Annotated in this window: 11 protein-coding genes and 4 pseudogenes; 11 read left to right on the top strand and 4 right to left on the bottom strand. The window is 64.3% G+C overall.

The annotated features are described in order from the left end of the window. The first annotated feature begins 110 nt into the window (after positions 1–110). Complete coding sequence (locus ACVWW3_RS04175; protein WP_456650835.1) at positions 111–1,499, top strand: MFS transporter; 1,389 nt, start codon at positions 111–113, stop codon at positions 1,497–1,499. A 4-nt stretch (positions 1,500–1,503) separates the two neighbouring features. Here the strand turns inward: ACVWW3_RS04175 and ACVWW3_RS04170 are convergent, their stop codons facing one another. Further along, positions 1,504–3,123: a B12-binding domain-containing radical SAM protein gene (locus ACVWW3_RS04170; RefSeq protein ID WP_247348248.1), complete on the bottom strand. Its 1,620-nt coding sequence runs from the start codon at positions 3,121–3,123 to the stop codon at positions 1,504–1,506. 262 nt (positions 3,124–3,385) lie between these two features. Between ACVWW3_RS04170 and ACVWW3_RS04165 the strand changes: the two genes are divergently transcribed. From ACVWW3_RS04165 to ACVWW3_RS04120, 10 genes and pseudogenes are all read left to right on the top strand, one after another. Further along, a complete protein-coding gene (locus ACVWW3_RS04165) occupies positions 3,386–3,835 on the top strand; it encodes a (2Fe-2S)-binding protein (RefSeq protein ID WP_247348246.1) in 450 nt (149 codons plus the stop codon). 10 nt (positions 3,836–3,845) lie between these two features. After that, positions 3,846–6,033 (top strand): annotated as a pseudogene (locus ACVWW3_RS04160) (molybdopterin cofactor-binding domain-containing protein). Between the two features lie 54 nt (positions 6,034–6,087). Further along, positions 6,088–7,359: an FCSD flavin-binding domain-containing protein gene (locus ACVWW3_RS04155; protein WP_456650837.1), complete on the top strand. Its 1,272-nt coding sequence runs from the start codon at positions 6,088–6,090 to the stop codon at positions 7,357–7,359. Beyond that, the gene (soxX, locus tag ACVWW3_RS04150; RefSeq protein ID WP_456650838.1) at positions 7,352–7,804 is read left to right on the top strand and encodes a sulfur oxidation c-type cytochrome SoxX; all 453 of its coding nucleotides are present in this window, start codon (positions 7,352–7,354) and stop codon (positions 7,802–7,804) included. Before ACVWW3_RS04155 ends, soxX begins: the two co-directional genes overlap by 8 nt. Before the next feature lie 4 nt (positions 7,805–7,808). Then, positions 7,809–8,277, top strand: a pseudogene (locus ACVWW3_RS04145) (SoxY-related AACIE arm protein). Beyond that, the gene (soxZ, locus tag ACVWW3_RS04140; RefSeq protein ID WP_247441222.1) at positions 8,277–8,594 is read left to right on the top strand and encodes a thiosulfate oxidation carrier complex protein SoxZ; all 318 of its coding nucleotides are present in this window, start codon (positions 8,277–8,279) and stop codon (positions 8,592–8,594) included. The pseudogene ACVWW3_RS04145 and the gene soxZ overlap by 1 nt, the downstream one beginning before the upstream one ends. Further along, positions 8,591–9,370, top strand: coding sequence for a sulfur oxidation c-type cytochrome SoxA (gene soxA / locus ACVWW3_RS04135; RefSeq protein ID WP_456650840.1), 780 nt, complete (start codon positions 8,591–8,593; stop codon positions 9,368–9,370). Before soxZ ends, soxA begins: the two co-directional genes overlap by 4 nt. 79 nt (positions 9,371–9,449) lie before the next feature. Then, positions 9,450–10,772, top strand: coding sequence for an ABC transporter substrate-binding protein (locus ACVWW3_RS04130; protein WP_247348232.1), 1,323 nt, complete (start codon positions 9,450–9,452; stop codon positions 10,770–10,772). Continuing rightward, complete coding sequence (locus ACVWW3_RS04125) at positions 10,769–11,707, top strand: carbohydrate ABC transporter permease (RefSeq protein ID WP_456650841.1); 939 nt, start codon at positions 10,769–10,771, stop codon at positions 11,705–11,707. The genes ACVWW3_RS04130 and ACVWW3_RS04125 overlap by 4 nt, the downstream gene beginning before the upstream one ends. Next, positions 11,704–12,528, top strand: a complete 825-nt coding sequence (locus ACVWW3_RS04120; RefSeq protein WP_456650842.1) for a carbohydrate ABC transporter permease — start codon at positions 11,704–11,706, stop codon at positions 12,526–12,528. The genes ACVWW3_RS04125 and ACVWW3_RS04120 overlap by 4 nt, the downstream gene beginning before the upstream one ends. Here ACVWW3_RS04120 and ACVWW3_RS04115 read toward each other — a convergent pair. The 3 genes and pseudogenes from ACVWW3_RS04115 to ACVWW3_RS04105 all read right to left on the bottom strand — a co-directional run. Then, positions 12,529–12,947: pseudogene (locus ACVWW3_RS04115) on the bottom strand (regulator); the annotation flags it as partial. Beyond that, entirely contained in the window at positions 12,908–13,627 is a 720-nt protein-coding gene (locus tag ACVWW3_RS04110; RefSeq protein WP_456650843.1) for a cysteine hydrolase family protein, read from the bottom strand. The gene ACVWW3_RS04110 and the pseudogene ACVWW3_RS04115, both read right to left, overlap by 40 nt. Before the next feature lie 204 nt (positions 13,628–13,831). Next, positions 13,832–14,278 (bottom strand): annotated as a pseudogene (locus ACVWW3_RS04105) (hypothetical protein); the annotation flags it as partial. Positions 14,279–14,308: the final 30 nt, after the last annotated feature.

The following is a 14,308-nucleotide window of genomic DNA, read 5'->3' as shown; positions in this document are numbered from 1 at the left end:
CCCAGCCTTCGCGCATACACAGCATGCAAGCATATGCCTGTGGCAGGCGGCCCGGCCGTAGTACATGCCGAGTCCTTATCAGCCACGCCGCCGGAGCAACGCGCAAGGCAATGACAATCACGTTACCTGCCGCCGCGCGCGAGCCCGACCACACCATTTCCGACGGCCTGCCGGCCGCGCGGCGGCGCTGGGCGATCGCCGCGATCTTCACCGCGCTGGCGATGGCCTCGCTCGACACCGCGATCGCCAACATCGCGCTGCCCGCCATTGCCGCCGATCTGCATGTCACACCGGAGCAGTCGGTCTGGGTGGTCAACGTCTATCAGATCGCGCTGGTGGCGACGCTGCTGCCGCTCGGGGCGCTCGGCGAGATCGTCGGGCACCAGCGCATCTATCTCGGCGGCCTGATCCTGTTCACCATCGCCTCGCTGTTCTGCGCGGTGGCGTGGTCGCTGGACAGCCTCTTGGTTGCGCGCACGCTGCAAGGGCTCGGCGCCAGCGGCATCATGAGCGTCAACACGGCGCTGGTGCGCTTCGTCTATCCCAGCCGGATGCTTGGCCGTGGCTTCGGCCACAACGCGCTGGTGGTCGCGACCGCCTTCACCTTCGGGCCGTCGATTGCCTCCGCCATCCTGGCGGTCGGCCCATGGCCGTGGCTGTTCGCCGTCAACATCCCGTTCGGCCTTGTCGCGATCGGCATCGGCTTTGCGATGCTGCCGAAGACGCCGCGCGCCGATCACGGCTTTGACTTTCTCGGCGCGATCCTGGCGTCGGCCTGCCTCGGCCTGTTCATCACGGGCATCGGCAGCGCCGCGCATAATCTCTCGCCTGTGGTCGTGGGCATCGAGCTGGTCACGGCGCTCGTGCTCGGCTTCGTCCTGACGCGCCGCCATGCCGACCATCCGGCGCCGATGCTGCCGATCGACCTGTTCAGCCGGCCGATGTTCGCATTGTCGGCGGCGACGGCCGTGTGCTCCTTTGCGGTGCAGGGCCTCGCCTTCGTCTCGCTGCCGTTCTATTTCGAGGACGTGCTGGGCCGCTCGCAGGTCGAGACCGGATTTTTCATGACGCCGTGGCCGCTGGTGGTCGGCATCATGGCGCCGATCGCGGGGCGTCTCTCCGACCGGCATGCGGTCGGATTGTTGGGCGGCATCGGCCTCGTGCTGCTCGGCATCGGCATGGCGCTGCTCGCGATGCTTCCGGCCAATCCTGCTATCCCCGACATCATCTGGCGGATGGTGATCTGCGGCATGGGGTTCGGGTTCTTCCAGGCGCCGAACATGAAGGCGGTGATGTCGAGCGCGCCGCCTCACCGCAGCGGCAGCGCCTCGGGCATCGTCGCAACCGCGCGCCTGACCGGGCAAACCACCGGAGCGGCACTTGCCGCCCTCTGCTTCGCGCTGGCCGGTCGCGATGGCGCCATCGTCGCATTGGCACTTGGCGCCGGTTTCGCCGCGCTCGGCAGCGTGATGAGCTTCTTGCGGCTGGCGGTGAAGTAGCCCCTCAAGCCAGATGTCGAGCCGCCGTCGCGTCGATCGTCGCCACCGGAATGACCGTCTCCTCGTCGAGCGCAGCGAGGCGTGCGTCGATGGCATCGATGACCTTGCGCGAGAACGGTCCGAGATGCGCATAGGCGGCGATCATCTGCACGGCGATCCGCGCCGATGACGTGTCGCGCTTGGCGCAGTTCATGAAGGTCTGCCAGAGCGGCCCACGCGCCTCGGGAAGGGCTGTGACCACCTTGTGCACCGTTTCCATCGCGCCGATCCGGGCGCGGATATCGCCTTCCGCGAGCTCCTGGCGCTGGCGAGAGCGGTCGAGCAGCGTCATCAGACGGTCGATGCGCCTCGCATAGGCCGTCGGGCTGTAGATGTGCTCCAGCACGCGCTTATAGTCCATCAGGATGTCGCGCAACGGGCGCACCGGATCGAAGTTGATCCCGGCGGTACACTGATCGGCGCCGATGGTCGGCGCCAGGTCGTGGCCCGGGTGCAGCCGGCCTTCGCGCTCCAGGCGGCGCGTGAGCTGCGTGTTCGGCAAGGCATAGAGCAGGCCGACCATGCTGACGGGGATCGCCGCCTCTTCGATGAAGTCGATCATGGCATCCGCCATCGAGAGCTTCTCATTGTCGAAGCCGACGATAAAACCCGCGGTGACGAGCATGCCAGCGGCGTAGATTTTGTGGATGCTCTCGGCGATGTTGCGTCGCGTGTTCTGCTTCTTCCGCATCGCGACCAGCGTCGCCGGATCAGGACTTTCGATGCCGACGAAGATGGCGAAGAAGTTCGCCGCACCCATCAGGTCCAATAGCTCGGGATCGTCGGCCAGATTGACCGAGGCTTCAGTCGACAATTCGAAGGGATAGCCGTGAGCGCGTTGCCATTCGGCGAGCTGGGGCAGGAACAGCCGGAGCGACTTCTTGTTGCCGATGAAATTGTCGTCGACGAAGTCGAGATGGCCGCGGTAACCCATTGCGTAGAGCGTATCGAGCTCGATCAGGATCTGCGCGTTTGTCTTGGTCCGCGGCACGCGTCCATAGAGCTCGATGATGTCGCAGAACTCGCAGGTAAACGGACAGCCGCGCGAATACTGCACACCGAGATAAAGGTAGTCCTCGAACTTCAGCAGGTCGAAGCGCGGCACCGGCGTCTTGGTGACGTCGGCCTGGAATTTCGGTGCGATGAAGACGCCGGACCGTGCGCCACTGTCCCAGGCCGCGATGAATTCGTCGATGACGCTCTCGGCCTCGCCGAGCACCTGGAAGTCGGCCCTCTTATAGATGTGGGGGCTCGAGGTGGGATCGGGACCGCCGACCACCACCGGCTTGCCCGCAGCACGGCACGTTTCGATCAGGCGCAGCGTGTCGGCCTGCTGCGGCATCATTCCGCCGGTGAAGACGACGTCGGCCCAGGACAGATCCTCGTCGCCGAAGGATTGCGTGTTGCAATCGATCAGCCGGACCGTCCAGCTCTCGGGCAACATCGCGGCAACAGTGATCAGGCCCAAGGGGGCGGCGGGGCGCTTCACGCCCAACACTTTGCAGGATTCGCCAAAGCTCCAGAAGGATTCTGCCGAGAACAGCGGATAGAGCATCAGGACGTTGCAAGGCTGCGGTGCGTTCATGGAACCCCTTTTGGCTTGATCCCACTGTAGCAGAGCATTGTCGACTTGCACCCCGGCAAAACGGACAAACTGTCGCTCTCGGTTCCAAGGGTGTCTGCACGCGGACGCCGGCATACGTCGCCCCAAGCCGTGCCGCGGGCGTCCAAGGAGGGTCCAGCCAGGTCCAGCCACCCCTCAGACTGTTGATTTGAAGGTTTCCAATTTGCCGGACACATTGCGCCCCTGAGTCCTATCGGTGGATTGGACCAATCAGGGGACTGCGATGGCAAACCTTACAATCAACGAAAAAGCCTTCACGCTCGACGTCGAGCCGGATACGCCGCTGCTGTGGGCAATCCGCGAGAATGCCGGTCTGACCGGCACCAAATATGGCTGCGGCATTGCACAATGCGGCGCCTGCACCGTTCACATCGACGGCGTCGCCACCCGCTCCTGCGGGGTTTCGGTCAGCGAGGCCGTGGGCAAGAAGATCACGACCATCGAAGGGCTCGCCTCCGGCAAGTCGCTGCACAAGGTGCAGGAAGCCTGGATCGCCCAAGACGTGCCGCAATGCGGCTATTGCCAGAGCGGCATGATCATGGCGGTGGCGGCGCTCCTCAACGAGAAGCCCAAGCCGACCGACGCTGACATCGACGAGGCTATCACCAATATCTGCCGCTGCGGCACCTTCCAGCAGGTGCGCGAAGCGATCCACACGATCGCAAGCGCGTAAGGATCCCATCATGAATCAGCATGTTTCACCGCGGCTCAACCGCCGCGCCTTCGTCATCGGCACGGCCGCGGTCGGCGCCGGCCTCGCAATCCGGCCTCGACATCCCCTTCGGCGGCCCCGCCGTGGTCCGCGCGGCCGACGGCTCGCCCGAGATCGGCGCCTGGGTCGTGGTCCGGCCCGACGACACCGTCGTCATCCGCATCGCCCGCTCCGAGATGGGCCAGGGCTCGCTCACCGGCCTCGCCCAGCTCGTCGCCGAGGAGCTCGAATGCGACTGGTCGAAAGTCTCGACCGAATATCCGACGCCCGGCCAAAGCGTCGCCCGCAAGCGCGTCTGGGGCGATTTCTCGACCGGCGGCAGCCGCGGCATCCGCTCTTCGCAAGACTACGTCCGCAAGGGCGGCGCCACCGCGCGCGTGATGCTGATCCAGGCCGCCGCCGAGACGTGGAAAGTGCCGGCATCCGAATGCACGGCCGCCAACAGCGTCATCACCCATACGCCCTCGGGCAAGACCACGACCTACGGCAAGGTCGCCGAGGCCGCGGCCAAGCTGACGCCACCGGCCGACGTCAAGCTGAAGGACCCCAAGGACTGGAAGCTGATCGGCAAGGGCGTGAAGCGGCTCGACACCGCCGAGAAGACCACCGGCACCATGATCTACGGCATCGACGTCAAGCTGCCGGGCATGCTGAACGCCGCGATCAAGGACTGCCCGGTGTTCGGCGGCAAGGTGAAGAGCTTTGACGAAGCCAAGATCGCCGGGATGAAGGGCGTCAAGAAGATCGTCAAGGTCGGCGATACCGCGGTCGCGGTCGTTGCCGACACCTGGTGGCACGCCAAGACCGCGCTGGAGGCGCTGCCGATCGTCTGGGACGAGGGCGACAACGCCAAGGTCTCGAGCGAATCGATTGCAAAGTGGCTGGCCGAGGGCCTCGACAACGCGCAGCCGGCCTATGTCGGCAACAAGAACGGCGACGCGAAGGCGGCGATTGCAACTGCCGCCAAGAAGGTCGAGGCCGTCTACAGCTATCCCTACCAGAACCACGCCACCATGGAGCCGATGAACGCCACGGCGCTCTACACGGCGGACAAATGCGAGGTCTGGTGTGGCACACAGAACGGAGAAGCTGTCTTCGCGGCGGTGCTGGAAGCCTCCGGCCTGCCGGCGGAGAAGTGCGACGTGTACAAGGTGATGCCCGGCGGCGGTTTCGGCCGGCGCGGCCAGACCGACTATGTTCGCCAGGCCGTCATCATCGCCAAGGAGATGCCGGGCACGCCGATCAAGCTGTTGTGGTCTCGCGAAGAGGACATGGCGCACGGCAAGTATCACCCGATCACCCAGTGCAAGATGACCGGCGCGTTCGATGCCGACAACAATCTGGTCGCGCTGCACTACCGTCTGTCCGGGCAGTCGATCCTGTTCTCGCTGCGTCCCGAAGCGCTGCAGAACGGCATGGATCCGGCCGCATTCCAGGGCGTCGCCCAGACCGGCGAGGCCGCGTTCGGCTATTCGGTGCCGAACCTGCTGGTCGAGCACGCGATGCGCAACCCGCACGTTCCGCCCGGCTTCTGGCGTGGCGTCAACGTCAATCACAACGCGATTTACATGGAATGCTTCATGGACGAGCTGGCCCAGGCCGCAGGCCAGGACCCGCTCGAATTCCGCCGCAAGCTGATGGGCAATCACCCCAAGCATCTCGCGGTGCTCAATGCCGTGGCCGAGAAGATCGGCTGGAGCACGCCGGCGCCGCAGGGCGTCTATCGCGGCATCGCGCAGGTGATGGGCTATGGCAGCTATGTCGCCGGCGCTGCCGAAATCTCGGTGACCGACGGCAACAAGATCAAGGTGCTTCGTATCGTCGCCTCCACCGATCCCGGCTACGTCGTCAATCCGGCACAAGTGGAGCGGCAGATCGCGGGCTCCTTCGTCTATGGCCTTAGCGCGTTGTTCTACGGCGGCTGCACCGTCAAGGACGGCAAGATCGAGCAAACCAACTTCGACACCTACAATTCGATGCGCATCAATGAGATGCCGAAGGTCGAATCGGTGATGGTGCCGAGCGGCGGGTTCTGGGGCGGTGTCGGCGAGCCGACCATCGGCGTCGCGGCGCCGGCGGTGCTCAATGCGTACTTCGCGGCGACGGGCAAACGCATCCGCTCGGTGCCGCTGCGCGACCAGAACATCACCTTCGCCTGAGACGACAGCTGCGGCGGCCACCATGGCCGCCGCAGCATTTTTCGGATGAGGCCCATGAAAGCGCCGATGACACGGCGGAATGCCGTCCTCGGCATCACCGTCGCGGCAACATCGCTCGCCGTACCTTCCATCCTGCGCGCGCAATCAGCGGGCCGCGTCGTCGTGATCGGCGGCGGCTTTGGCGGCGCTGCGTGCGCCCGCGCGCTGAAGCGCGCGCAGGCAAACTTGCAAGTCATCCTGATCGAACCCAATGCGATCTTCACCTCCTGCCCCTTCAGCAACGCGGTGATTGCCGGCCTGCGCGAGATCGACGCGCAGCAGTTTGGCTATGACAGGCTCCGCGCCGAGGGCGTCACCGTGATCGGCCAGGCCGTGACCACGATCGAGCCGCAGCTGCGCAGCGTCATCACGGCCGATGGCGTTGCGCTGCCCTATGATCGTCTCGTACTCTCCCCCGGCATCGACTTCCATTTCGAAGCGTTGCCCGGCTACGACGACGCGGCATCAGAAAAAATGCCGCACGCCTGGAAGGCAGGCGCGCAGACGCTGCTGCTGCGCCGGCAGTTGGAGGCAATGCCGGACGGCGGCACTGTCGCCATTGCGATCCCCGCCAATCCCTCGCGCTGTCCCCCGGCGCCTTACGAGCGCGCCAGCCTGATCGCGCATTATTTGAAGACGAGGAAGCCGCGCTCGAAGGTTCTGATCCTCGATGCCAAGGACAATTTCTCGCAGCAGCGGCTGTTCGAGAAGGCGTGGAAGGAGCTGTACGGCGACATGATCGAACGCATCGAACTGTCGCAAGGCGGCCGCGTGACCTCGGTCGATGCCGCGACCAGGACCATCGTCACCGAGTTCGGCAACTACGCGCCTGATGTCGCCAATGTCATTCCGCCGCAGCGCGCCGGGCGTATTGCCGAGATCGCGGGCGCTACGGATGCAACCGGCTGGTGCCCGATCAATCCTGTTACCTTTGAGTCAAAACTCGTCCGGAACATCCACGTCATTGGCGATGCCTGCCTCGGCGGCGGCATTCCCAAATCGGCGTCCGCTGCAGGTGCACAAGGCAAGGCCTGTGCTGCCGCCATCGTGAATCTCCTCGCCGGTCGGGCGCCGGAAACGCCGCGATTGACAGGCATCTGCTACAACATTGTCGCGCCCGGTTACGGCTTTTCACTCGCCGGCAATTACCAGCCCAAGGGCGACATCTTCGCCGAGGTCGAGGGCGGCGCGACCAGCCCGGTCGATGCTCCGCGCGAGCTGCGCGCCCGGGAAGCGACTGACGCCGAGCGCTGGTTTCAAACCATCACGGCAGACACCTTTGGCTAGATCATCGATCCATATCGCAGCGCTGATCGCCGCCAGTTTCGCCTTCGCCTGCCATGCAGGGGCAGAGGAACTCCTGCCCTACAACATCGCCGGCGACGGCATTGCGGAATCGCTCACCGGCGCGCCCGGCGATGCCGCGCGCGGCCGCGCGCTTGTGCTCGCGCGCACCACCACCTGCATCCTCTGCCATTCCGGCCCCTTCCCCGAAACGCGGTTCCAGGGCGACCTCGCGCCTGATCTCACAGGTGCGGGGAACCGCTGGACCACGAGCCAGTTGCGGCTTCGACTGGTCGATGCGGCGCGTTTCAACCCGGAGACCATCATGCCGTCCTACTATCGCAACGACCATCTCATGCGCGTCGGGCGCAATTTCGCCGGCAGGCCGATATTGTCGGCCCCGGAGATCGAGGACATCGTGGCCTTTCTTGCAGCGCTTCGGGACTAGGTTCATGCAAACCACGCGACGACATTTCCTGAGTATCGCCGGAGGCGTCGCGGCCGCCGGGACGATCCCGATCGTCACCCTGCGGCCGCTGCAAGCGACGCCCGCGATGCTCACCACCAGCGATCCGCAACGTCGTCGGCGAAGCACCTGTGCGCACCGGCAGGGTGAAGCTCGACATTCCGCCGCTGGTCGAGAACGGCAACACGGTGCCGATGACCGTGAGCGTCGCAAGCCCGATGACGGCGGACGACTACGTCAAGAGCATCCACGTCTTCAACGAGAAGAACCCGCAGCCGAACATCGGCAATTTCTATCTCGGCCCCTCCTCCGGCCGCGCTCAAATCTCGACCCGGATCCGGCTCGCCGATACCCAGAAGGTGGTGGCGATCGCGCGTCTTTCCGACGACTCGTTCTGGCAGATCACGACTGAAATCGTCGTGACGCTGGCCGCCTGCACCGAGGAGATGAACTGATGGCCGCGCTGATCAACGTTCCGGCAAAGGCCCGGCGCGGCGATGTCGTCGAGATCCGCACTTTGACCTCGCACATCATGGAAACCGGCTTCCGGCACACCGCGGACGGCGCGCCGGTGCCGCGCGACATCATCACGAGTTTTACGTGCCGCTACAACGGCGCCGAGATTTTTCGTGCTGACCTGTTTCCGGCGATCGCGGCCAACCCTTATCTGTCGTTCTTCACGGTCGCGAAGGAGAGCGGCAAGTTCGAGTTCGAGTGGACCGGCGACAACGGCTATTCGTCGAGCGCATCGGCATCGATCACCGTCGAATGAATTTTTGGCGCGCGATAGCGGCGGCGGCGCTCCTCGCCACCACCCCTGCCCTGCTCGCCGGCGAGATTCCGCCGGACGCACGCCGCTCCGGCTATTCGTTCATGGGGCCCGACACGCGCACGATGCAGGATGACGACACCTCAAATCCCGGCATGCTGTTCGTGCTCGACGGTGAGGCGTTGTGGACGAAGAAGACCGGCAGCGCCGACAAAGCCTGTGCGGATTGCCACGGCGATGCGCGCAGCAGCATGAAGGGCGTCGCAGCGCGCTATCCGGCCTTCGACAAGGCGCTGACGCGCCCCGTCACGCTCGACCAGCGTATCAATCTTTGCCGCAGCAATCATCAGCAGGCAACGCCGCTGCCGTACGAGAGCCGCGACCTGCTGGCCCTGTCCGCCTTCGTCGCCCACCAATCGCGCGGCGCGGCGATCACGGCTGGCGACGATCCGCAGCTGAAGCCGTTTGTCGAACAGGGCCGCGACCTCTTCATGCAGCGTGAGGGCCAGCTCAACCTTGCCTGCACCAATTGCCACGACGACAACTACAACAAGCGTCTTGCCGGCGCGCCGATCACGCAAGGGCAGCCGACCGGCTATCCGCTTTATCGCCTGGAATGGCAGACGCTGGGCTCGCTGGAGCGGCGGCTGCGCAGCTGCATGACCGGCGTTCGCGCCCAGGCCTATGATTACGGTTCGCCCGAGCTCGTTGCGCTCGAACTCTATCTGATGTCGCGGGCGCGCGGCCTGAGTGTGGAAACGCCGGCCGTGCGGCCCTGAATTCCGCAGATTAGGACTAGGCAGACGCAGAACGGCCGCTAGTATCCGCCCAAAATTGAGTCACAGGGAGGGACCTAAAGTGGTCAACCACAAAATCTCGCGTCGTACGCTTTTAACGGGCACTGCTGCGGCTGGCGCGCTCAGCCTGACGGGATTGCCGGCACGCGCCGAGGTGAACTGGAAGAAATACGCGGGGACCAAACTTGAGGTGATCCTCGCCAAGGGGCCCCGCGGCGACAATCTGCAAAAATACGTCAAGGAGTTCACCGAGCTCACCGGCATTCAGGTCGAATCCGAGCAGATTCCCGAGCAGCAGCAGCGCCAGAAGGTGGTGATCGAGCTGACCTCGGGACGGCCGAGCTTCGACGTCGTCCATCTCAGCTATCACGTGCAGAAGCGGCAGTTCGAGAGGGGCGGCTGGCTCGCCGACATGACGCCCTTCATGAAGGACCCGACGCTGACCGCCCCTGATCTCGTGGAGAGCGATTTCTCGGCCGCGGGCCTGCAATACGCCAAGAACGACAAGGGCCAGATGCTGTCGCTGCCATGGTCGGTCGATTATTTCATCCTCTACTATAACAAGGAGCTGTTCGAGAAGAAGGGCGTCGCCGTGCCCAAGACACTCGACGAGATGGCCGCGGCGGCCGAGAAGCTCACCGATGCCAAGGAAGGCATCTACGGTTTTGTCGGGCGCGGCTTGCGCAACGCCAACATGGCGATGTGGAGCAACTTCTTCCTCGATTATGGCGGGGAATTCCTCGACGCCAAGGGCAACATCCTGACCGACGGTCCGGAAGCCATTGCCGCGACCAAGCTGTATCAGACACTCCTGACGAAATCGGCGCCGCCAGGCGTCGCCGGCTTCAACTGGATGGAGTCGATGGCCTCGTTCACGCAAGGCCGGTCCGCGATGTGGATCGACGGCGTCGGCTGGGCGCCGCCGCTGGAAGATCCGGCCGCTTCGCGCGTTGTCGGCAAGGTCGGCTACACCGTCGTACCCGCCGGCCCCAAGGGACAATATTCCTCGACCTATGGCGACGGCATCGGCATTGCCGCGGCGAGCAAGAACAAGGAAGCCGCCTATCTGCTCTGCCAATGGGTGGTCTCGAAGACCCAGGGCGCGCGGCTGCTGCAGGCCGGTGGCGGCGTGCCGTTCCGCAACTCGATCCTCGGCGATCCCGAGGTCCAGAAGGGCGTGAAGACCAAGGAGTGGCTGCAATCGGTGATCGATTCCGGCAAGATCAGCAAGCTGGGCCTGCCCGTCGTGATCCCGGTCGCCGAATTCCGCGACATCGTCGGCGCCGCGGTCACCGCGACCCTGTCCGGCGCCGATCCTGCCGCCGAGCTGAAGAAGGCCAACGATCAGTACCGGCCGATCCTGGAGCGTAGCGAGAAGACGTGAGTGCGTTGACACAATCGACTCCGGGCGCGGCAAAGTCTGATGCCGCGCCGGAGAAAGAGTTGCGGCCGCCGTCCTACTGGCCGTTCGTGGTGCCGGCGCTGGTCGTCGTGCTCGCGATCATCATCTTCCCGTGGGTCTTCACGATCTGGATGAGCCTGAACGAGTGGAAGGTCGGCTCGGCGACCACCTTCGCTGGATTCTCCAATTATCTGCGGCTGACGAGCGATCCCCGCTTCATCGAGGCCATCGGGCATACGCTGTTCTACACCGTACTGTCCGTGCTGCTGCCGCTCGTGCTCGGCACGTTTGCGGCCGTGGTGTTTCACCAGAAATTCCCCGGCCGCGGCTTCCTGCGCGGCGTCTTCATCATGCCGATGATGGCGACGCCGGTGGCGATCGCGCTGGTCTGGACCATGATGTTCCACCCGCAGCTCGGCGTGCTGAACTATTTGCTGTCACTGGTCGGGATCCCTGCGCAGCTCTGGGTGTTCCATCCCGCGACCGTCATTCCTTCGCTGGTGCTGGTTGAGACCTGGCAATGGACGCCGCTGGTCATGCTGATCGTGCTCGGCGGCCTCGCCGCGATTCCGACCGAGCCTTATGAAAGTGCACAGATCGACGGCGCCAATATCTGGCAGGTCTTCCGCTTCATCACCCTGCCGCTGATCATGCCGTTCCTGTTCATCGCCGGCATGATCCGCATGATCGACGCCGTGAAAAGTTTCGACATCATCTTCGCAATCACGCAGGGCGGACCGGGATCGGCGTCGGAGACCATCAACATCTATCTCTACAGCGTGGCCTTCTCCTATTACGACCTCGGCTACGGCTCGGCGATCGCGGTGGTGTTCTTCCTGCTGATCGTCGCGCTTGCGGCCGTGATGCTCTATGCCCGACAGCGCATGCTGTGGACAGAGATATCGAGCGACGCATGACACCCCGTCCGATCATCGGCAAAATCGGCCTGTGGCTTTCGGTGTTCGTCATCGTATCGCCGGCAATCCTGTTCTTTCTCTGGATGCTGTCGCTGTCGCTCAAATTCGAGATCGACAACGCCGCCTACCCGCCGGTGTTCTTCCCCGAGCATATCGCCTGGAAGAACTACGCGGACGTGCTCGCCTCCAACCGCTTCCTGACCTATTTCATCAACAGTCTGATCGTGACAGGCGGCGCGACGTTGCTCGCGCTGATCGTCGGTGTCCCCGCCGGTTACGGCATCGCACGCATGGCCGCGCACAAATCCGCGATCGTGATCCTGATCGCCCGGATCACGCCCGGCCTGTCCTATTTGATCCCGCTGTTCCTGCTGTTCCAATGGCTGGGACTGCTCGGCACGCTGGTGCCGCAGATCATCATCCATCTGGTGGTGACGGTGCCGATCGTGATCTGGATCATGATCGGCTATTTCGAGACGACGCCGATGGAGCTGGAAGAAGCCGCCCTCATCGACGGCGCCACACGCTGGCAGGTCTTCCGCCATGTCGCGCTGCCGATCGCCAAGCCCGGCATCGCCGTTGCCTTCATTCTGGCCGTGATCTTCTCCTGGAACAATTTTGTGTTCGGCATCGTGCTGGCGGGACGTGAGACACGCACCCTGCCGGTCGCTGTCTACAACATGATTTCGTTCGACCAGCTGAGCTGGGGCCCGCTGGCCGCCGCCGCGCTGATCGTGACGTTCCCGGTACTGCTGCTGACGGTGTTTGCCCAGCGACAGATCGTCGCCGGGCTCACCGCGGGGGCCGTCAAGGGCGGATAGCTACTCCGCCGGCGCGGCCGTCATCTCCGCATGCGGCATGTAGTTCTCGCTGGTGCGCCGGCTGAGAGCGTACAGCCCGGCTGCCATCACGGCGTAGGCGAAAGCGACGGACGGCGTGACGCCGAACCCACCGCCGATGCCCACGGCCTCGCCGTGCATGAAGCCGAAATAGGTGAGCACGGCGCCAACCAAGGCGAACGCCGAGGCCTTCTCGAAATCACGCTCGATGATGAAGACGCCGATCGCACCCAGGATGAGGCCGCCGAGAATGGAGCCGCCACCCATCACTTCGAGTCCGTGATAGAATACGCCTTGCTGCGGAAGTGCTGCGATCGCGGCAGCCTTGACCGCGTCATTCCGCCGACGGTCGCCGCCGCATTCATGGTCGAGCCCAGCATGGTGTCGATCTGGAGCTTGGCAGCGCCTCCAGTACCGCGGCTGAGCTTGCGACCCAGCCGAAGATGCCGCCCTGGGCCTTGATCATCTTGAGGCCCATCTCGTGAAATTCAGGGAAGTAGGATGCGCAGCCGTCCGAAATCACGACGCAGCGATAGCCGCGGTCATTGGCCTCGCGCACGGTGGTGTTGACGCACACTTCGGTGGTGACGCCGCACACCAGCAGATTTTCGATGCCGTATTTCTCCAGCACGTCGGTGAGCTCGGTGGCGTAGAATGCGCCCTTGCCGGGCTTGTCGATCACGATCTCGCTGTCGAGCGGATAGAGCTCCGGGATGATGTCGTGGCCGGCCTCACCGCGAATGAGAATGCGGCCCATCGGGCCGGGGTCACCGATGCGCAAGGATGGCGCGCCGCGCTCGACTTTCGCCGGCGGCGCGTCGGAGAGATCGGGCAGATGGCCTTCGCGCGTGTGGATCACCAGCATGCCGGTGTCGCGCGCCGCCTTCAGCACCGCACCGATCGGCTTCACCGCGCGCGCGAGCTGGCTGACGTCGTTGCCGAGCGTCTCGCCGAAGCCGCCGGGCTCCATGAAATCGCGCTGCATGTCGATGATCACGAGCGCGGTAGCCGACCAGTCGAGCTCGATCGGCTCGGGTTCGGCGCTGATGACGCCCAGTGTCGGCTTGCTTGAGTTCAACATGACGCCCGCCCCTCGCGAGAACTCTCTGTGCCAGGAGTTCTGCAAGCGCCGTGCCATTGTGTACAATGACGATCGGGAAGACGAAGCGCGCAAATTCGCTGCGCTATCAGCGCGTTATCGAGAGTGCTCGCGGCTGCTTATTCGCTGTGCGACGGCTTTGCAACGGGCATTTGCCTGGAGGATGAGCGACAACGAAGCTCGCTTTTAGCGGGCAGTCTCTCCGTACCGCCGCCGGTATTCTTGCTCATACGGTGCGTAGGAATCCTTCCGCGTCGCCATGTTCAGCAGCATGGTCGCGACCGCCGAATTCGTCTTGTCGAACACGCGCGTCTTGACCCACGCACTCTCGGTGCGGCGGCTGCCGGAGAGCGCGACCACCTCGCGCTCGACTTCGTACTCCTCGACGAAGAGCGGGCCCTTCACCAACCTGATCTCCTGATCGGCGAACAGGCCGACGGCTGGTCCCTTCGCCGGCAACGGATCGCTCTTCGAGCGGTACTGGAACAGCACGCTCAGCATCTCTATCGGAATGATCGCCCCGCCCCAGGGATTCGAAGGATCGTCGGCGCCTGAGCAATACGGCGAGTTCTCGGTGATGACGGCGAGCTTTTGCTGCAGCGAGAACGGATAGAGGTCGCCCATGGTGTTCTCCACTGGAAGCCATGACTAGCAGGAGCGCCA

Source organism: Bradyrhizobium sp. LM2.9, assembly GCF_054056555.1.
This window is presented reverse-complemented; position numbering and strand designations above follow the sequence as displayed.

Coding starts and splice junctions, on each gene's coding strand:
- soxZ (WP_247441222.1), top strand. CDS start 8,277: ATGGCCGCGCTGATCAACGTTCCGGCAAAGGCCCGGCGCGGCGATGTC.
- ACVWW3_RS04170 (WP_247348248.1), bottom strand. CDS start 3,123: ATGAACGCACCGCAGCCTTGCAACGTCCTGATGCTCTATCCGCTGTTC.
- ACVWW3_RS04175 (WP_456650835.1), top strand. CDS start 111: ATGACAATCACGTTACCTGCCGCCGCGCGCGAGCCCGACCACACCATT.
- soxA (WP_456650840.1), top strand. CDS start 8,591: ATGAATTTTTGGCGCGCGATAGCGGCGGCGGCGCTCCTCGCCACCACC.
- ACVWW3_RS04110 (WP_456650843.1), bottom strand. CDS start 13,627: ATGTTGAACTCAAGCAAGCCGACACTGGGCGTCATCAGCGCCGAACCC.
- ACVWW3_RS04165 (WP_247348246.1), top strand. CDS start 3,386: ATGGCAAACCTTACAATCAACGAAAAAGCCTTCACGCTCGACGTCGAG.
- ACVWW3_RS04155 (WP_456650837.1), top strand. CDS start 6,088: ATGAAAGCGCCGATGACACGGCGGAATGCCGTCCTCGGCATCACCGTC.
- ACVWW3_RS04120 (WP_456650842.1), top strand. CDS start 11,704: ATGACACCCCGTCCGATCATCGGCAAAATCGGCCTGTGGCTTTCGGTG.